This window comes from Novosphingobium sp. KN65.2, from assembly GCF_001368935.1.
GTDB lineage: Bacteria > Pseudomonadota > Alphaproteobacteria > Sphingomonadales > Sphingomonadaceae > Novosphingobium > Novosphingobium mathurense.
Window position 1 is genome coordinate 1 of the sequence record NZ_CCBH010000166.1, and the last position, 18,475, is coordinate 18,475.

Below are 18,475 nucleotides of genomic sequence, written 5' to 3' on the forward strand. Positions count from 1 at the left end.
TGCCTGCGCCGGCTCGGGTACACGAGCAAGTACGGCAAGGACGAGAGCCGGAAATCGATGCGTATTTTCGAGCGGGAGGCGAGGTGATGACGTCCACCAACCATGTCGAAAATGTGTCCACCATGGTTCTGAAAGTTGGTGGACAGGCCTTTCAGTGTCCACTGACTACCATCTGTCCACCAAGTTGCGAAAAGATGGTGGACAAGATGGTGGACAACCTAAGTCATTGTTTTTTCGTCGCGATAAGGCCTTTGTCTACTGTCTACTTTCTATTCCATAAAAGAGAAAAGAAAGAGAAAAAGAGGGGCCTAAAGAAGGAATACGCGCGGACGGTGGACGGTGGACAGGCTTGGAGCCTCGCCCAATGACCCACCCCCGTTACTTCACCACCCCCACCAGGCCGAGAGCATGGGTGAGCGATGAGGTCTACGTCGAACCGATGATCAACGTGCCGACCGTGTGCGATCACGAGGCGACGGACACCGGGCTGGTCGACGCGAACGGGGACACGATCTGGAGGGCGCCGAACCCGGTTGGATTTTTGTGGGGAGGTGAGCTGTGAGTGACTTCGCATCGGCACTGGTCGTCTTCTTCGCCGGCACACTGGCTGGCATCGAATGGCACAAGCGCTTCCGCCAGAAATCGCTCACCGAGAAATTCGGCGAAGTGATCCATGCCCGCCTGCTGTCCGTCTACGAGCAGCGCAAGTGGGTTGGCGGAACGAGTGGCATCGAGATTTCGAACACGATGGATCTCGAAATGCCGGACGGGCGCAAGCTGCAGGTCATCGTTCGCGATGCGGTGGGAGGTGAATGATGAGGCTCATGGACCCCGCCCCATGCCTGATCGCTTTCTTGGGCTTCGTCCTTCTCGCCGGGATTACTGCTCAGGCGGGATATTTCGCGGTAACGGTCGCGGCGGTGATCTGCGCTCTCGTCTGCGGCGTCGTGGGGATTGAGAACTCATGATCCACGTCACCCAGCACGCGATCATCCGCTGCATGCAGAGGGTCCCCGGCATCACCACCGAAGACGAGGCGCTGGCTGTGGCGGCGCACGAAATCCATTCAACCGCAACCATGGGGGGCTGACGATGGGACGCAAGGGACGACCGGCCAAGGCAGGCGGCAGGACCAAGGGCGGCAGGCTCAAGCGCGACAGCTATGCGATGCCGGCTTTCGACAAGGGCAGCGAATGGGTGCAGTCGATGCGCGAGAAATACCAGACCCACTACAACACCGCGCTCGGTCGGGCCTATGCTGCCGGGCTGCTCGGGGAAGACCCGATAGCCAATGATCGTTATATCGGCGGAAAGCGCTTCGCCAGAGTGTATAACCGGGTTTGCCAAGGGGAGACATACCGGAGCCCTCTCGACCGCACTCCACGGGGCTCAGAAACCGAAATAGAGGCATTCGAGGATGCGAGGCGGGATCGCGATTGGTTGTTCGCCGTGATGGACACCCTCGATGGCGAAGGTCTGCGTCCATGGCTCGACCAGCTCATTGCCCGCGCGCATACCGATCACGGGCCGCCCTGGCTCGACCGCTTGCTGCATGGCGGAAAAGATCCCGCAGACCAGATGGTGCTCAAGGCAGCACTGAAAGCACTCGACGTGGTTGCGCCTGCCCGAAAGGATATGGGGATTCGTGTGGAGCGGTGGACCGATGCCGCTTGACATTTCCGGCTATTTCGGCATTTTGCACGTAAATGATCCTCAGAATTGCGCCCGGAGCAGAGATGCTTGCGGGCGTTTCGTCGTTTTGGGGGATCGCAGGTGGCATGGTCCAGAACTTCCCGACACGCTCGCGGTTACGGCAATGCATGGGACAAGCTGCGCCGTCATATCCTCAACCGAGATAATCACTTGTGCCAGGTCTGCCTTGACAAAGACATTGTGACTGCGGCCAACCAAGTCGATCACATCATCCCGAAGGCCAAGGGCGGCACCGACGATCCCGCGAACCTGCAGGCCCTCTGCAAGTCCTGCCACGATGCGAAGACGGCCACCGACGCGGGCGGCAAACCAAGGGTCGAAATCGGATTGGATGGCTGGCCTGTTCAGCATTGACGACCTCAACCTGAACCGTTCAGGTTCGGAGGGGGTATCATGAACACGGAGCCATTCTGGCGCAGGACCGCCACCGAACCTTCGAATTATCGCTAACCCCAGAATTACGAGGCACCGATGGCTCGCAAGGCACGCACAGACAGCGCCGCCGAAGCGGTGCGTATCATGGCTGGATCTGGCCGCGAGGTGATGCCTCCAAGTCATGTTCCGCTCGACGATATGGATTGGCCATACTGGCATAACGTGGTTTCGGAATTCGCGCGGGCTGACTGGACGGAGCATCAGCTTGAACTGGCGGCAATGCTTGCGCGCACCATGGCGAACCTTGAGCAGGAGCAGCGCACACTTCGCGCAGAGGGTTTCATCGCGGTGCGTGAGAACGGAACGTCCGTGGAAAACCCACGGGCGCGGGCGGTCAAGAGTCTGACTGGAGATATCCTGTCGCTACGGCGCTCACTGGCGCTGCACGCCCGCGCGCGAAGTGGGGACAACCGCGACGCAGCCAGACAGCGCGACATGGGGCGGGCAACACAGACCGAGGTTGAAGATGACCTCCTTGCAGCGCCCGAGTAAACGCACGCGCGCCGAGCGTATCATTGATTTTGTGCACACGTATTGCCGTGTGCCAGAAGGTAAACTTGTGGGACGCCCGATGCGTCTCGATGACTTTCAGAAGGACTTTATTCGGAGGGTCTACGACAACCCGAACGGCACTCGGCGGGCGATACTTTCGATCGCGAGGAAGAACGGTAAGTCCGGCTTGATTGCCGCGCTTGTTCTGGCGCACATCGCTGGACCCGAGGCGCGCAAGAACAGTCAGATTGTTTCGGGCGCGCAGTCGCGCGATCAGGCTGCGCTCGTGTTCAACCTTGCGTCAAAGATGGTGAACCTTAATCCGACGCTGGCGAAGCTGGTTCGCATAGTGCCGTCAGGGAAACGGTTGATCGGCCTGGCGAAGAATGTCGAGTATAGGGCGCTTGCGGCGGAGGGAAAGACAGCGCACGGCCTGTCTCCTGCGGTTGTGGTGTTCGATGAGTTGGGACAGGTAAAGGGAGCGAAAGACGCATTCGTCGAGGCGCTTGAAACGGCGCAGGGCGCTTATGACGATGGCCTGCAACTGGTCATCTCGACACAAGCCCCCACCGATGCTGACATGCTGTCGATCTGGATTGACGACGCGCAGCGCAGTGACGATCCACACACAGTGTGCGCAGTTTACGCGGCGGATGAGGACGCTGATCTAGGCGATCCGAAGCAATGGGAAAAGGCAAATCCGGCGATTGGCTCCTTTCGGTCACGACCGGAACTGGAGCAAGCCGCGGAGAAAGCGAAGCGGATGCCGGCTTTCGAGTCGAGCTTTCGCAATCTTTATCTTAACCAACGCGTGAACATGGTGGCGGCGTTTGTGTCGCCGCTGGTCTGGAAGCAGGGCAACGGGGCGCCGGAATCACTTGACGGGACGGTCTATGGCGGACTTGACCTGTCGGCAACGACTGACTTGACCGCATTCGTCCTGACATGCCGCATGAATGGCCTGGTGCATGTGGCGCCATTCTTCTGGATGCCGCTTGAAATGGTAGCTGATGCGACGCGGCGGGACCGTGCGCCTTATGATGTATGGGTCCGGGAAGGACTCATCCGCACAACGCCAGGCAAAGTTATCGATTACGACTTCGTGGCCCGCGACATCGGGCAGATTACATCGGGTTTGAGTATCGCCAAAATCGGTTTTGACCGCTGGCGCATGGACCGGATGAAGGGTGCGCTTGAGCGCCAAGGTGTGGAGTTGCCGCTCGAACCTTTCGGGCAGGGTTACGTGAGTATGTCGCCAGCACTGGATGCACTGGAAGCCGACCTGTTGAACGGCATCGTTCGTCATGGCGGGCATCCGGTGCTGGCCATGTGTGCAGCAAATGCCGTCGCGATTCCTGATCCGGCTGGGAATAGGAAACTGGACAAATCCAAGGCAACTGGCCGTATCGATGGTATGGTCGCGCTGGCGATGGCGGAAGGGGTTGAGGCGATGTCGCAGGAAGTTCTCGCCCCTACCCCATGGGACAACGACCCCTCATTCAGTTTGGCGGATATCTGATGGCCTGGTGGAATCCCTTCGAGAGGCGTGTGAGCCAGTCGGCTGACGACTTCTGGCAGAATCTCACCGGTAATCCTTCTGTCACTCTATACGGGTTCGGGCAGAGCGCATCCGGCGCGGTCGTCAACATCGAGACGGCGCTCAAGGTTCCTGCTGTATCGGCCGCGGTCAATGTCCTATCTGGTTCACTGGCCGGCCTGCCGCTGCACACCTATCGCCGCGGCAAGAACGGTCGCGATAAGGTGTCAGGCAGGCTGGCTACACTCCTTCATGATGCCCCTAACGCCTATATTTCGTCGTTCGATTGGCGAAAGAAACTGTTCTCGGACAAATTGACGCACGGGCGCGGGCTTTCGTACATAGAGCGGGCTGAAAATGGCTCGATCATGGCAATCTGGCCGCTTGATCCTGCCAGGGTGGTTGTCAAGCGCGACCGCTTCGTCAACACCTACCACTACAGCGAAGGCGGCCGTACGATCATCTATGACGCGGCAGAGATCATAGATCTGCCGTTCATGCTGAAATCGGACGGGTACAGCCACCGCGGCCCGGTTGCGATGGGCAAGGACGCAATCGGCTTGGCGATTTCGGTCAATGAATACGGCTCGAAGTTCCTCGCGAATGGCGGTGTCCCTCCGTTCGCGGTGACCGGGCAGTTTCAATCTGGCGCTGCGCTCCAGCGCGCCTCTGACGACCTTGCGAAAGCGGTCAAGAATGCTGCGAAGGAGAACCGACAGGCGCTGACCCTCCCGGCTGGCCTTGACATCAAACCGATCGGCACGGAACCGGAAAAGACGCAAATGGTCGAGACGCAGAAGTACTGCACTGAGCAGATCGCTCGGCTCTACAATATCCCGCCCACGTTCCTGCAAGACCTCTCGCACGGGACATACTCGAACAGCGAGCAGCAAGATCTTCACTTCGTCAAGCACACGCTGAAATCGCATGTCGAGCAGTTCGAGCAGGAGTTGAACCTCAAGCTGTTCGGGCAGTTCTCGCGCTCGCAGTACGTTGAATTGAACATGGACGGCCTGCTGCGCGGCGAATTCAAGACGCGAATGGAGGGCTGGGCGCGCGGCGTCCAGACTGGAATCATCAAGCCCTCGGAAGTCCGTGAAGCCGAAAACTTGCCCTTTGCTGACGGGAGTGACCAGCTCTTCATGCAGGGCGCGACTGTGCCAATCGGACAGACCAACCCTGACGGGGGAACGACGAATGCAGCATGAAACCCGCGCGCTTACGATCGCACCGGAGTTGCGCGCCGAGAACGGCGTAAAGACTGCCCGCGGCTATGCGGCGATCTTCAATTCTCGCACGACGATTGGCGGATGGTTCACCGAGGTAATCGCGCCGGGAGCTTTCACTGATACGCTCAGGAGCGCTGATGTCCGCGCCTTGATCGATCATGACACCGGCCGTGTGATTGGGCGCTCCAGCGTCGGTACGCTTCGGTTGAGCGAGGACGAGAAAGGCCTGTTTGTCGAGATTGACCTGCCTGACACGACTGACGGGCGCGACCTCGCGGTGCAGCTTGAGCGCGGCGACATTTCTGGGATGAGCTTTGGCTTCCGCGTTCCCCTTAATGGCGACGATTGGTCCATCATTGACGGAATGGATGCTCGGACAATCAATAAACTCGAATTGATCGAGGTCAGCGCGGTCGCCTTCCCGCAATACACTGACACTGAAATCGCCCTGCGCTCGCGGGATGACGCGAAGGATAAGGCAGAGGCGCAACGCAAGCTCGCCGCTGATGCCAATCGGCAAGGATTTTCCGCGCGCACCTTAGCGCGTGAGGCTGATCAGGAACAACGTTTCCGCCGCATCAGCTAGTCAAGTTTCCGGCACCGCGCCGAGGCCCGCAGGAGCTTCCTTCCTGCACCACATGTAAGCCCGCCATTCCGGCGGGTTTTTCTTCGCCTAGAAGGAATGGAATATGTCTCTCACTGCCCTTCAGGAGCAGCGCGGTCGCCTCGTCACTCAGGCCCGCGAAGCTCTCGACGAAATCAAGAGCAACACCGACGAAAGCCGCGCGGCTGAACTCGACCAGCGTCATGACGCGATCATGGCTGAGTTCGACAAGGTTGAAGCCAACATCGCGCGCGAGGAACGTCTCGCTAAGATTGAAGGCGAATCCCGCGAGGCCGAGGAACGCGCTCGCGAACAGCGCCGCCCCGGCGCGAATGGCGAACAGCGCGGCTCGGACGATGGCGACAAGGTCGACTATCGCACCGCGTTTGCGCAGTGGCTTGCCGCTGGTGGCGACAAGTCCGAAATGTCGGCAGAGGCCCGCTCGGTCCTCGCTGGCGGCTTCCACAAGCCGGAAGAACGCGCACAGACCACCAGCAACACCGCAGGCGGGTACACGATCCCGACTGAGGTAATGCCGGAACTGGTCAAGTCGATGCTGGCTTGGGGGCCGATGTACGATCCCGGCGTGACCCGCGAGATGGTCACTTCTTCGGGCAACCCGCTGACCTTCCCGACCGTCAACGACACGGCGGTTACGGCAGGCGCATCCGGTGGCGAGGCCGTGACCCTCACCGATGACGGCGGCAAGGACGCTACCTTCGGACAGAAGACCCTCGGGGCTTATGCTTTCGACACCGAATGGCTGCGCGTCTCGAAGGAGCTGGCAGACGATTCCATCTTCAACATGGAATCTGTGCTTGCCGATCTGCTGGGTGAACGTCTCGGTCGCATCGCGAACCTGAACCTGACGACCGGCAACGGTTCGACGGCTCCGAACGGCATCGTCACGGCGGCCGCCGCTGCCACCGCAGCCGCTTCGACCAGTGCGATCACCTACGACGAGATTCTCAACTTCGAGCATTCCGTCGACCCGGCTTATCGCACCGGCCCGAAGGTCCGCTACATGATGCACGACACCACCCTGCTTGCCATCCGCAAGCTCAAGGACGGTGACGGCAACTATCTGTGGCAGATGGGCAACGTGCAGCAGGGCGTTCCGAACGTCATCAACGGTCGCCCGTACAGCATCAATCAGGCGATGGCGAATGTCGGATCGGGCGCCGGCTCGAAGGTTCTCCTGTTCGGTGACTTCGGCAAGTATGTCGTCCGCAAGGTCGGCGGTATACTGATCGGAGCCATTCAGGACAAGGACTTCTGGCCTGGCTTCGGTATCGCCGGTTACATCCGCTTTGACGGTGAACTGCTCGATACCGCTGCCGTCAAGTCGCTGCCGCTGGCGGCTTCGTAATCGGTTGGGGTGGGCTTCGGCTCACCCCTTCCATTTTAGGAGACAGGCCCATGAAAGTCAGGCTTCTGACCGGCCTTTCCGGTGCGAACGGCTCTTTCGCTCCCGGCGATGAGTATTCGTGCGACCTTTCCGAAGCTGGCCGCCTCGTTTCGCGTGGCTATGCGGAATACATCCGCGAAGAAATGACCGAGACGGCGGTTGTTGAACCCATCCACGAAACCGCCAAGCGCCGCCGCCGCAAATGACCGGCATCCTGCGCGTCAGTTCCGCGCCCTCAGCCCTTGTCACCACGGATGAGGTAAAGGCGCAGACGCGCATCACGGCAAGTAGCGAAGACACGCTGCTCGGCACTTACATCGCTGCCGCAACCGAAGCGATTGATGGTCCGCTCGCCATGGCAGGCCGTGCGTTCGGTTCGCAGTCGTGGCTCTACATCATTCCAGCTTTTCCGTCGCGATTCCTGATCCCGGTTCCTGGAGCGACGGCGGTTTCGTCGATTTCCTATCAGGACGCGGACGATGCCACGCAGGCAATGACGGTCGCGAATTATTACCGCGTCATCGTGCGTGATGATGGCTTGTGGCTGGAACTCAAGGACGGTGTGAACGCGCCGGAAACCTATGGCCGTTCGGATGCTGTGACGATCACCGTAGCCGCAGGCGGGACTGTGCCGACTAAAATCAAGCAGGCCGCGCTTCTGACCGTTGCCGCATGGTATGAAGACCGGACGATGGGCGACATTCCAAGTGCGGCGCAACATCTGATAGATCTTGAACGCATTGGCTGGATTGCATGAACCTTCGCCGTGAGATCGAAGGCCTTTGCAAGCGACATTTGGGTCGCCTGCCAGATCTCGAAAACCCGCGCGGCTATAACGACAAGATTCAGTGGCTGAAACTGCACGACCAGCGAAGGGAGCAGATCAAGGCCTGCGACAAGTGGGCTGTTCGCGAAATGGTGCCCGAACGGCACTTGATACCGGCGAAAGTCGGCATCGCCCCCGATCTCGTACCAGGATTCGTGAAATGCACGCACGACAGCGGTTCGGCTCGCAGGGTTCGCAGCGAGCATGAGGCGAAAGCCGCTCTTGATGCACTGTTTCCGCGCCTGTCCAGCCCTTATGGTGTAGGCAAGGGTGAGTGGGCTTATAGGTTCGTGCCGCCCCGTCTTATCACCGAAAAAGCGCTTGATCACGCTACGGACTACAAGTTCCATTGCGTACATGGCCGCATCGAGTGGGTGCAGGTTATCTGGGATCGGGGCTGCGGAACGAAAGAGGCGATCCTGACACCGCTCGGTCGGGCAACCGACCTACACATGGATGAGAAGATGGTTCACGCGCCGGCTGCTGTATCGCATCCAGGCGAAACTGCATGGCGCGCCATGTCACACCTTGCGACGAGGCTTGCGCAGCCATGGCGATATGTCCGCGTAGATCTCTACTGGTCACAGGGACAGGCATGGTTCGGGGAACTGACATTCTGGCCGCGCGCCGGTTGCTATCGATCGAAGGATGAAGCCGTGTTCGGCGAAATGCTCGACATCGACCTTATCGAGAAACTGGAGCCTATCGTTCCGTGATAACGATTTTGACATGGCTATGGTCACAGTCGGGCGGGCGGGAGAACTACACCGCAGAGCATGTCAACATCTGGGCCGCGATGGTGCGGCGCAATGTTTCGGTTCCGCACCGGGTTGCCTGCGTTACCGATATGCCGAAGGGTATTGACCCGGCTGTGGAAATCATCGCGCCGCCCCGCGACTTCGAGGCTGTCCGCATCTCGTCGTGGGGACCGGCGCAGCCGCAATGCCTGCGGCGGCTGGCGATGTTCCGACCCGATGCGGCGGGGATATTCGGCGAACGGTTCGTGAGTATGGATCTGGATGTCGTGATCGGCGGCAGCCTCGATCCGCTCCTGAGCAGCGGTGATGATTTCGTGATGTACCGAGGGACGGGAAAGGACCGGCCTTATAACGGGTCGATGATCATGCTGGCAGCAGGCGCCAGATCACAGGTTTACACCAAGTTCACACAGGAGGGCGCCGAAGCGGCCGGACAGCGCTATGTCGGGTCGGATCAGGCATGGATCAGCCACATTCTCGGGCGGGGCGAAAAGACGTTTGGCCCTGAACACGGCGTCGTGTGGTGGGGCAACCGCCTCGCCGAGCCGGATCACCGGGTAATGTTCTTTCCGGGCTATCCGAAGCCATGGCACGTCCCACTGGCTGACCCTGTAGGTCCATGGATCAGAGAGAATTACCGGAGATAGGCATGTATAGGATGTTGGTCGACTACAACGAGCGCATCAAGAAGGGCGACCTTCCACCGGCTGGACTGGAAGAGAAGTTCGTGAAGGCAGGGCTGGCCGTGCGCTCCATGCCGAAGAAGCCGGCAGTCAAGCGCAAGGTCGGATCACAAACTTATGCTGCATTGATGCAGGGTAGCGAAGCAGAGCGCGCGAAGGCCAGCGAATGAAACCCGCTGCCGGTCGTCGCGACACCTTGATCACGTTCCAGTCGCGTACCGGCTCGCAAGACAGCGCGACGGGCGCCTATACCTATTCGTGGGCCGATCTCGCGAGCAACCCGACCGAATGGGCCGAGGTGCAGGACATGCTGCCAAGCCGTGCAGAGCGCATCGCCGACAGTGTGAGCATCCAGCGCCGCCCGTGCCGGGTGCGCACGCTATACCGCAGCGACATCACCAGCGACATGCGGATCACGTTCGAGGGGCGTGCATTGCAGATCGTGGCCGGTCCAGCCGAACTCGGGCGTCGAGATGGTCTGGAAATGCTCTGCGAGGAAATGACGACCGAGGGGGATGCGCCGTGAACCAAACGACGCTAAAGGGCGGACCCGAGCTTCTCGCGTTCCTTGAGGCTTTCCCGAAGAACATGCAGAAGAACGCCCTACGCGCTGGCCTGCGCGCCGCGGCGGCACCTATCCGTGAACAAGCGCGCTCGAATGTCCCCGTGAAGTCGGGCAAACTGCGCAAGGCGGTGAAGTCGAGCAGCCCGATCGACAATAAGGACGGGACGATCTCGATCAAGGTGCGCCTGAAAGGGCCGCACGCCTATCTCGGCACGTTCATCGAGTATGGGGTAGCGCCTCACCTTATCACGGCCGGCGACAGCAATCTGTCAACGCGCGCGCTCAACAAGCGCGCGAAGAAAAGCGGCGTTCTCGGGAAGACAAAGACCGGCCTTATCCGGGTCGGCGGCTATGAGTACATGACCGGCGTCCGCGGACAGCGCGATGAGGGCGACACCCTCAAGATCCGGGATTCATTCATCGGCGGCGCCGTCATGCATCCCGGCTTTCCGGCGCACCCGTTCTTGCGTCCCGCACTCGACGTGAAAGCACAGGACGCCATCAACGCATTCGGCAACCGCATTCGCGAATATCTCAAGGACAAGGCCAACTTCTCAGCCCCATCGCTGGCCGTAGAGGGTGAAGAATGAACGGCGTCGTCGCGATCAGGCAACTCTTGATCGCCGATGCCGCGCTTACCGCGCTTGTCCCTGCCACACGCATTCAAGGCGGCGTCCTGCCACAAGGCACTGCGCTGCCGTCCGTATCCATCACGACTGTTTCTGGCGTAGATCGCAACATCCCCAGCCCCGGCGCAACCCGCCATGTGACTGACCGTATCCAAGCCACGGTGCTTGCCGCAAATTACCCCAGCCTGCTCGCCGTCATGGACGCGGTGAAGAAGGCCTCTGCCGACAAGTTTCCGACCGTTTCCGGTATCTCGAATGTCGTTGTTCATACGGACGGGGAAGGCCCTGACTTCATGGATGAGACAGCCTCGATTTACCTGCGCACGCAAGACTTCCGCGTCTCTTACACTGAGACGCGCTGACCCATTCCCATCGTGGGAATATCCCGCCCGACCGTGAACGGGCTTTCGTGACAGCCGCCAGTGTGGCGGCTTTTTTATTGGAGAACAGAAATGTCCGTTCGCACCTCGGCGGGAACCACGATCTCGATTTCCGCCAGCAATCCCGCAACGTTCGATGTCGCCGGCTATGAAGCTCTCAGCTTTACGGCTATCGGCGAAGTGACCGATCTCGGTGAGTTCGGTCGCGAATATGCGCTTGTGACGCACAACCCGGTAGGCAGCCGGGGGACGGTCAAGAAGAAGGGCTCGTATAACGAGGGCACCATGCAGATGTCGCTCGGCCTCGACACCGACGATGCAGGGCAGATCCTCGCCAAGGCGGCTGCACTTTCAGACAACGACTATTCGTTCAAGGTCGTGACGCAGAATGGCGACATCTACTACTTCCAGGCGCAAACGATGATGTTCAAGGTGGGCGTTGGGTCGGTCGACCAGATCACCACCGCGTCGATTACGCTCGAACTTACCACCTCGTCTGCTGGCGTTGGCATCGTGGAATCCCTCGCCACCTGAACCTGACAGACCGTGATCTTAACGGCCTCGCTCTTGCAGGCCTTTTCATGTCCGCTCGGTCGTCACGGAGACCGGGCGGGCACCCTTCCGTGAAAGGTGAACCATGTTTGACATTACCCAGAAGCGTGCCGCTGCAACCGGCGAAATCGAACTCAAGGACGGCGACGGTTCGCCGCTTTTCAACGACGATGGCGAGGCCCTTTCAGTCACGGTCTATTCGCCCGCGAGCAAGCAGTGGGAACAGGCTAATGCGGAAATCAACCGCAAGCGCGCCGAACGGATGCGCAAGAACGGCGGCAAGGTCGAAGCCGCGCTCGACGGCGCCAAGGCAGAACAGATCGACTTCCTGTGCCGCGTGACGATTCGGCTAAACAATTTCGAGTACCCGGTTGACGCTGGTGGCGACCAGGTTCGCGCGCTCTATGAAGATGACGCGCTCGGCTACATTCGCGACCACGTTTATTCCGAGGTCCATGACTGGTCGGCTTTTACGCGCGGCTCGGTGAAGAACTGAGCCTCTACGTCAAGCAAATCGCTTGGCTCAACACTGCGCCCGATCCAATCGGCAAGAAGTCGGTCGCGCGTAAGGAAAAGCAGGACACCCGGTTGCAGCGGATGAAGGCGGACGGGGCGATCCCCGAACTTCCGCACAATCCGCTGCCCTACCTCACCGAGTGGTTGTTCGAGATCGGGCCGACTTCTCCGGGTGGCATGTCGGCGGCGGCTATCGGCTGGCGGGACATGGAAGCCTGGCAGGGACTGTCCGGTGTCGATCTGGAACCATGGGAAGCACGGACACTGCGGCGCCTGTCGTCCGATTTCGTGGCGATGCTGCACGATGCCAAGGCGATCGACTGCCCACCTCCCTATGCCACGAACGAAAGCAACAACCGCGAAGCTGTGTCACGCAAGGTCGGCAACGCCTTCCGGTCCATGGTTATCGCGCAAAGCAAGTCCAGCAGGAGGATTAAGCGATGAAGGCTGGACAGCTTGAAATCGAGATCATGGCGAATGTGGCCAAGCTGCAGGAGGACATGCGCAAGGTCAAAAAGTCCGTTGGCGACATGACCGACGAGGTTGGCCGCAAGACCCGGGCCGCGAATGACAATCTGGGCGGGTTCATCCGGGGGGTGAATGGCGCCGGGTCGTCGTCGCGCCTTGCATCGCATCACGTCCAGAACCTTGCCTTTCAATTTCAGGACATCGCTATCGGCCTGCAGGGCGGGCAGAAGCCCTTGACCGTATTCCTGCAGCAGGGATCGCAGATCGCGGGTGTGATGGGGCAGGCCGGGATCGGCGTTAAGGGCCTTGTCGTGGAACTCCTTGCCCTTGCCGCGCCCTTCGCGCCGATCATCGCTGCAGCGGGCGCCCTTGCCGCGACCATCGGCCTCGTGACCGCCGAGATCAACAAGAACTCCAAAGTCACCGTGACATGGCAGGACACGGTTCTCGGCGCCTATGATGCCGCGAAATCCTATGTCGAAGGGCAACTGGCCCGCGCGTTCGAGTATTTCGGCATTTCGACCAAGAACGTTTGGGATGATGTTGTCTCGTGGACGAAGTGGGCGGTCAATCGCATCATCGGCATCACCTCGCTTGTCCCACGCATCATTCTCGATAGCTGGGACCAGATCCCCGCGGGTGTTGCCGACATTTTCCTGACCACCGTCAATGGAGCGATCGATGCCATCAATGCCTTGATTCGCAGGAGCGTCTCGGCGGTCAATGCCTTCATCACGGAAGCGAACACGATCCTTGAAAAGGTCGGGATCAGCCTGCCAAAGATCGGCACGCCGGAGATTGCCAGGGTAGCGAACTCTTATGCGGGCGCAGGGGTAAAGCTCGGCAGCACGGTAGCGAAAGCCGTGGCCGACACGATGCAGCGCGATTTTATCGGTGATCTAGCTGGCGCAATCAGCCCCTTCGCGCAGGCTCGCGCACGGGCGCGTATCGAGGCAGACGCGGAAAAGGCTGGCAAGGCAGCGGGTTCGAAGTTCGGCAAGGCAGCTGGCGATCAGGCAGTCGAGGACTTCCTCGCCAAGTGGCAGAGCGGGCTTCTCAGTGATGTCGCGAAGCAGTTGGCGGAGAACCAGGCGACGGACTGGAAGGATTTTCAGGACACGCTAGAAAATTGGGCTAAGTACGGCGCCGACGAGGCGGCGCGCAAGGCCGACGAACTTACCGATGCTCTACGCGCAAGCAACGACGAGTTGCGCGACATGATCAGCCTGTTCAGCAACCTCGGCGGCCTCGGTCAAGGCATCGGCGCGCTACTCGGCATCTTCACCGGCAATACCTCGGCTGTAGGCGGCCCTATCGGGCAATTGCTCAACATCGGCACGGGCCAGTTTGCCGAAAAGGACGGGCGCAAAGTAGCCATCACCATCGGCGACGAGATCAGCAAGATATTCAAGTCGGACGGCGATTTCGCCAAGACTTTCACTTCGGTGCTGCAGGGGGCCGGTACTGGCTTGGCCGCAGGACAAGCGATCTTCGGCAAGCAGTCGACCACCGAAAAGCTCGGATCGGCCATCGGCGGCGTTCTGGGCAAGGAAGCCGGGAAGGCGCTTGGTGATGTTGTCGGCGGGACGCTCGGCAAGGCCCTTGGCCCACTCGGTGCTATTGCAGGCGGTATTCTCGGCTCGTTGGTCGGCGGCCTGTTCAACAAAACACCTTGGGGCCGCGTGCAAGTCTCATCTGCTGGCGTCTCGGAAGCGGCCGGCAACAGTAATTCGTCCGAACGTGCCGCGCTCGCATTCGGTGGCAGTGTTTTCGGTTCACTGCAGGACATAGCGGACGCATTCGGCGGTTCGGTCGGTGACTTCGGTAACATCACGGTGGGCGTGCGTCATGGCGATTATCGCGTCAACACGGGCGGCACCTCGCTCAAGAAGAAAAAGGGCGCTGTCGACTTTAACGATGATGCAGAGGCCGCGATTGCCTATGCCATTCAACAGGCAATCGATCGCGGCGCGATCCAGGGCGTTCGGGCATCGACAGCGAACCTCCTGAAAGCCTCGGACGACCTGCAGAAGAACCTCGAGAAGGCGCTCAAGTTCGAAGGCGTGTTTTCCGAGTTGCAGAGCATTCAGGACCCGCTTGGCTACGCGCTGGACAACCTGACCCGTGAATTCGACCAACTCCGCGACATCTTCGACGAGGCGGGCGCCAGTGCGGAGGAATACGCGAAGCTCGAAGAGCTACTCGCGATCAAGCGGCAGGACGCAATCGACGAACAGATGCAGCAGTCGCTCGACAAGCTGACCGACCAGAACAGCCTTGAGGTTGAATTGTTGAACCTGCTCGGTCGCTCGGAGGACGCACTCGCCCTGTCGCGCCTCAACGAACTGGCATCCACGAAGGCGGCGCTGCAGCCGATGCAGGCGCTTGTCTATCAGCTCACCGACCTAAACGCGATTGTCAACCAGTTCGGCCCGCTCGCCGATGATCTCCGCGCCTTCAAGCAGGAGCTTCTCGGCGGCAGCGCTACGAACGGTTTTGCGTTTATCACGCAGCAGTTCCGCGACACGGCTGCGCTTGCCAAGGGCGGGGACGCGACCGCGCTTGCTGCACTGCAGAACGACGCCAATGCGTACCTCGAAGCGGCAAGATCGAACGCGGCCTCAGACCTTGAATATCGCCGCGCGCTTGGCGAAGTCCTCGCCGCGACCGATGCAGGTATCTTCGCTGCGGATAGCCAGGTCGAATATGCGCAAATGCAGATCGATGCGATTTACGCGAATGCTGACATCCTGACCGGCATCAAGGATGAGATCGCGACCTATCGTCAGGCCGTGACAGATCATCAGGAATGGACGGAGCGCATGTTCCGCCGCTGGGATGGCGAGGGCCTGCAGATCCGTAATGACGAAGATACGCCGATCTATACGGAGGCCGCAGCGTGAGGATAATTCGCCCCGCGACGATCGACAGCCTCGACCTGACGCTCGATAGCTCCAACGTCCCTGATGTGCCGCCCTCTGCCTATGCGGGCGGCACAACCTATGCGGACGGCGACCGGGCGAGCGTGCTGCAGGCCGATGGCTTCACGTATAAGGTCTATGAGAGCGTCCAGGGATCGAACACCGGCAACGATGTTACGGACACAGACTGGTGGCTCTATCTCTGCGAGACGTATGCCGAGTACAACGCCGGCACGACCTACGATCTCGACGATATCGTGATCTCGACCACGACGAACCACGCATATCAGGCGCTTGTCGATGCAGAGTCGGGGAACAGCCTGTCGAACGCGGCCAAGTGGCTCGATCTCGGGCCTACCAACCGCTACAACATGTTCGACCAATCGAACTCGTCGCAGACCGCCAACGGCGAGAGCATCGATGTATCGATGACGGTCGACGGCCGCGCCGATAGCGTCTCTGTCCTCAACATGACCGCCGCGACCGTGCAGATCATCATGACCACCGATGATGACGGCGAGATCTACAACGAGACGTTCAATCTCGTGTCCGACAGCGGCGTCAACAACTGGTACGAATACTTCTTCGAACCGGTTGTGCGCAAGGGAGACATCACGGTTTACGACCTTCCGCTCAATGCCGATCCCACATTCCGGGTGATTGTCTCAGAGCCGGGCGAGACGGCAAAGGTCGGCTCGCTGATCATCGGTCAGAGCCGCGAGATCGGCACGGTGATCTCGCCATCAAGCATCGGCATCACCGATTACTCGAAGAAGGAAACCAATGAGTACGGCGACTTTACGATCATCGAGCGCGGGTTTGCGAAGCGGGCAACCTACAAGATTGCCATAGACGAAGTGAAGGTCGATGCAATCGCCTCGTTCCTCTCGACTTACCGCGCCACGCCAGTCGTGTTCGTCGGCGTCGAGCAATACGCATCTACGTGGATCTTCGGCTTCTACAAGGATTGGACGATCCAATTCCAGGGGCCGAACGAAGCCTATCTCAACATGGAAATGGAAGGGTTGACCTGATGCCGTTGCAGGATCTCACGTCGCCGCCAACGGCGCCCTCGCGCAGCGACGATCCCGACATGTTCATCGAGCGCGCCGACGCCTTCGTGGCATGGTTCGGGACGTTCGTCTCGGAAATGCAGGCGCTGACGGCGCAGCTCGAAGCCACGGCAGCGCTGATCGCGGTAGCACCAGCATACGCCGACACGGCGCTCAAGACGATCGCCGACAGTGGACTGACGCCGGCTGCGGACAAGCTGCCCTATTTCAGCACCGGCTCGGCTGCGGCATTGGCGACACTGACCTCGTTCGGCCGCTCGCTGATCGATGATGCCGACGCGGCGGCAGCGCGCACGACGCTTGGATTGGGTAGCGCAGCGACTTCAAATACCAGCGCTTTCGATGCAGCCGGAACTGCCTCGTCCGCGGTGTCGTCTCACTCAAGCAGCACGAGCGGCGTGCATGGCATTTCGGCATTCATGGCTACCGTGCTCGATGACACTTCCGCCGCCGCCGCCATCACGACGCTCGGCGCACAATCCGGCCTTACCTTCACGAGCAATGCAAATGGCTATGCGATCGGCATCCCGATTGGCGGCGTCACATATTATTTCCAGATGGCGACCGGGGGCAGTTCGACGACGACCGAGGGATCACAGACGATCACATGGCCGGTGACATTCGGGACGGCGTGCCTGTTCGCCGATGTCGGCACAAAGATCGCCTCGGCCGGGAACAGCGCCGACCACGCCTATCAGATCGTTGGCACGCCGGGAGCGTCTTCGGCCACCGTCTACCTGCAGCGGTACGGCGGCGGCGACTGGACCGATGCGGCTGCTCCTCTCCTCTGGGGCTTTGGCTACTGATGCGCAAGGAACTCATCGACCAGTCCGCGCACGTCCTTGCCGCCCTCGTCGCACTCCTGCCGGCCGCGCTCTGGCCTGCCCCCGCATCGTTCGCATGGGCCGGGTTCGCCTGCGGATTCGTGCGAGAGATCACCGAAGAAGGGAAGATCACCTTGCCGCACTTCGCCCATGCGCTCGGTTCCTGGCGCGATCTGACGTTCTGGACGGGTGGCGGACTTATCGCGGGAGTATTGGCATGACGATTCCGACCCTCACTTCGGCCCCCGCAGCCCCACTCCGCTCACAGACCCCGGCAGGCTTCACCGCCAGCGCAGAGGCTTTCGTCGACTGGCAGGCCGATTTCCCGACCGAGATGAACGCGGTGATCGCCGCGATCAATGCGCTGGGCTTCTCGGTCAATAGCTGGAAGCCTCCTGTCAGGGTTGCGACGACCGCGAATGGCACCCTGGCGACTGCCTTTGCCAACGGGCAGACGGTCGACGGCGTGACGCTCGCGACCGGTGATCGGATCCTGCTCAAGGACCAGTCGACGGCGAGCGAGAACGGCATCTATGTCGTCGCCGCATCCGGCGCGCCGACCCGCGCGACGGACATGGCCGCATCAAGCGACGTGACCGGCGCCGGCATCTACGTGATCGCTGGATCAACCAACGGCGGATCGCTGTGGTTCAACACGAACACCAGCACGCCCACGCTCGGGTCTACTTCGCTTACGTTTGCGAAGTTCCGCGCGGTAACCGATTATATCTGGTCGTTCTTCTTCACGACTACGCCATCGGACGCCGAAGTCCTCGCCCTGCATGTCGCTGGCGTGGCGTTCACGATCCCGGCCAATTTTACCGCAGGGCTGCAATCCAGCGTCGGCACCAATCCGACGAGT

26 protein-coding genes and 1 pseudogene are annotated in these 18,475 nt (G+C 60.4%); all 27 read left to right on the forward strand.

The window, feature by feature from the left end:
* Positions 1-368: hypothetical protein (locus tag SPHV1_RS25825; protein ID WP_231634696.1), on the forward strand; the 368-nt coding region annotated here is incomplete at its 5' end.
* Positions 365-562: a hypothetical protein gene (locus tag SPHV1_RS15190; protein WP_054946884.1), complete on the forward strand. Its 198-nt coding sequence runs from the start codon at positions 365-367 to the stop codon at positions 560-562. The genes SPHV1_RS25825 and SPHV1_RS15190, both read left to right, overlap by 4 nt.
* Positions 559-816: a hypothetical protein gene (locus SPHV1_RS15195; protein WP_054946885.1), complete on the forward strand. Its 258-nt coding sequence runs from the start codon at positions 559-561 to the stop codon at positions 814-816. Before SPHV1_RS15190 ends, SPHV1_RS15195 begins: the two co-directional genes overlap by 4 nt.
* A gap of 148 nt (positions 817-964) precedes the next feature.
* Positions 965-1,090, forward strand: coding sequence for a hypothetical protein (locus SPHV1_RS25990; protein WP_255352300.1), 126 nt, complete (start codon positions 965-967; stop codon positions 1,088-1,090).
* Positions 1,091-1,092: 2 nt separating this feature from the next.
* On the forward strand, positions 1,093-1,674 hold the full coding sequence (locus SPHV1_RS15200) for a hypothetical protein (protein ID WP_054946886.1): 582 nt from the start codon (positions 1,093-1,095) through the stop codon (positions 1,672-1,674).
* A gap of 66 nt (positions 1,675-1,740) precedes the next feature.
* The gene (locus tag SPHV1_RS24485) at positions 1,741-2,067 is read left to right on the forward strand and encodes an HNH endonuclease (RefSeq protein ID WP_197277736.1); all 327 of its coding nucleotides are present in this window, start codon (positions 1,741-1,743) and stop codon (positions 2,065-2,067) included.
* Between the two features lie 117 nt (positions 2,068-2,184).
* Complete coding sequence (locus SPHV1_RS15210; RefSeq protein WP_054946888.1) at positions 2,185-2,640, forward strand: P27 family phage terminase small subunit; 456 nt, start codon at positions 2,185-2,187, stop codon at positions 2,638-2,640.
* Positions 2,615-4,159, forward strand: coding sequence for a terminase large subunit (locus SPHV1_RS15215; RefSeq protein WP_054946889.1), 1,545 nt, complete (start codon positions 2,615-2,617; stop codon positions 4,157-4,159). Before SPHV1_RS15210 ends, SPHV1_RS15215 begins: the two co-directional genes overlap by 26 nt.
* A complete protein-coding gene (locus SPHV1_RS15220; RefSeq protein WP_054946890.1) occupies positions 4,159-5,385 on the forward strand; it encodes a phage portal protein in 1,227 nt (408 codons plus the stop codon). The genes SPHV1_RS15215 and SPHV1_RS15220 overlap by 1 nt, the downstream gene beginning before the upstream one ends.
* Positions 5,375-5,992 carry an HK97 family phage prohead protease gene (locus SPHV1_RS15225; RefSeq protein WP_054946891.1) on the forward strand — a complete coding sequence of 206 codons (618 nt, stop codon included), beginning with the start codon at positions 5,375-5,377 and terminating at the stop codon, positions 5,990-5,992. Before SPHV1_RS15220 ends, SPHV1_RS15225 begins: the two co-directional genes overlap by 11 nt.
* A gap of 103 nt (positions 5,993-6,095) precedes the next feature.
* Positions 6,096-7,379, forward strand: coding sequence for a phage major capsid protein (locus SPHV1_RS15230; RefSeq protein WP_054946892.1), 1,284 nt, complete (start codon positions 6,096-6,098; stop codon positions 7,377-7,379).
* Between the two features lie 50 nt (positions 7,380-7,429).
* Positions 7,430-7,624, forward strand: coding sequence for a hypothetical protein (locus SPHV1_RS15235; protein WP_054946893.1), 195 nt, complete (start codon positions 7,430-7,432; stop codon positions 7,622-7,624).
* The gene (locus SPHV1_RS15240) at positions 7,621-8,175 is read left to right on the forward strand and encodes a phage head-tail connector protein (RefSeq protein WP_054946894.1); all 555 of its coding nucleotides are present in this window, start codon (positions 7,621-7,623) and stop codon (positions 8,173-8,175) included. The genes SPHV1_RS15235 and SPHV1_RS15240 overlap by 4 nt, the downstream gene beginning before the upstream one ends.
* Positions 8,172-8,960: an ATP-grasp fold amidoligase family protein gene (locus tag SPHV1_RS15245; protein WP_054946895.1), complete on the forward strand. Its 789-nt coding sequence runs from the start codon at positions 8,172-8,174 to the stop codon at positions 8,958-8,960. The genes SPHV1_RS15240 and SPHV1_RS15245 overlap by 4 nt, the downstream gene beginning before the upstream one ends.
* Positions 8,957-9,649, forward strand: coding sequence for a hypothetical protein (locus SPHV1_RS15250; RefSeq protein ID WP_156367361.1), 693 nt, complete (start codon positions 8,957-8,959; stop codon positions 9,647-9,649). Before SPHV1_RS15245 ends, SPHV1_RS15250 begins: the two co-directional genes overlap by 4 nt.
* A gap of 2 nt (positions 9,650-9,651) precedes the next feature.
* A complete protein-coding gene (locus tag SPHV1_RS15255; protein WP_054946897.1) occupies positions 9,652-9,855 on the forward strand; it encodes a hypothetical protein in 204 nt (67 codons plus the stop codon).
* A complete protein-coding gene (locus tag SPHV1_RS15260) occupies positions 9,852-10,211 on the forward strand; it encodes a phage head closure protein (protein ID WP_054946898.1) in 360 nt (119 codons plus the stop codon). The genes SPHV1_RS15255 and SPHV1_RS15260 overlap by 4 nt, the downstream gene beginning before the upstream one ends.
* Positions 10,208-10,840, forward strand: a complete 633-nt coding sequence (locus SPHV1_RS15265; RefSeq protein WP_054946899.1) for an HK97-gp10 family putative phage morphogenesis protein — start codon at positions 10,208-10,210, stop codon at positions 10,838-10,840. The genes SPHV1_RS15260 and SPHV1_RS15265 overlap by 4 nt, the downstream gene beginning before the upstream one ends.
* Positions 10,837-11,241 (forward strand): DUF3168 domain-containing protein, encoded by a 405-nt coding sequence (locus SPHV1_RS15270; protein WP_054946900.1) that lies wholly within the window; start codon positions 10,837-10,839, stop codon positions 11,239-11,241. Before SPHV1_RS15265 ends, SPHV1_RS15270 begins: the two co-directional genes overlap by 4 nt.
* 90 nt (positions 11,242-11,331) lie before the next feature.
* The gene (locus tag SPHV1_RS15275; protein WP_054946901.1) at positions 11,332-11,793 is read left to right on the forward strand and encodes a hypothetical protein; all 462 of its coding nucleotides are present in this window, start codon (positions 11,332-11,334) and stop codon (positions 11,791-11,793) included.
* Between the two features lie 103 nt (positions 11,794-11,896).
* Positions 11,897-12,307 carry a hypothetical protein gene (locus tag SPHV1_RS15280; protein WP_054946902.1) on the forward strand — a complete coding sequence of 137 codons (411 nt, stop codon included), beginning with the start codon at positions 11,897-11,899 and terminating at the stop codon, positions 12,305-12,307.
* Positions 12,308-12,399: 92 nt separating this feature from the next.
* Positions 12,400-12,771: a hypothetical protein gene (locus tag SPHV1_RS15285; protein ID WP_156367362.1), complete on the forward strand. Its 372-nt coding sequence runs from the start codon at positions 12,400-12,402 to the stop codon at positions 12,769-12,771.
* Entirely contained in the window at positions 12,768-15,698 is a 2,931-nt protein-coding gene (locus tag SPHV1_RS15290) for a phage tail length tape measure family protein (protein ID WP_054946904.1), read from the forward strand. The genes SPHV1_RS15285 and SPHV1_RS15290 overlap by 4 nt, the downstream gene beginning before the upstream one ends.
* On the forward strand, positions 15,695-16,750 hold the full coding sequence (locus SPHV1_RS15295; RefSeq protein ID WP_054946905.1) for a hypothetical protein: 1,056 nt from the start codon (positions 15,695-15,697) through the stop codon (positions 16,748-16,750). The genes SPHV1_RS15290 and SPHV1_RS15295 overlap by 4 nt, the downstream gene beginning before the upstream one ends.
* The gene (locus tag SPHV1_RS15300) at positions 16,750-17,595 is read left to right on the forward strand and encodes a hypothetical protein (RefSeq protein ID WP_054946906.1); all 846 of its coding nucleotides are present in this window, start codon (positions 16,750-16,752) and stop codon (positions 17,593-17,595) included. Before SPHV1_RS15295 ends, SPHV1_RS15300 begins: the two co-directional genes overlap by 1 nt.
* A complete protein-coding gene (locus SPHV1_RS15305; protein WP_054946907.1) occupies positions 17,595-17,834 on the forward strand; it encodes a hypothetical protein in 240 nt (79 codons plus the stop codon). The genes SPHV1_RS15300 and SPHV1_RS15305 overlap by 1 nt, the downstream gene beginning before the upstream one ends.
* Positions 17,831-18,475: pseudogene (locus tag SPHV1_RS15310) on the forward strand (hypothetical protein); the annotation flags it as partial. The gene SPHV1_RS15305 and the pseudogene SPHV1_RS15310, both read left to right, overlap by 4 nt.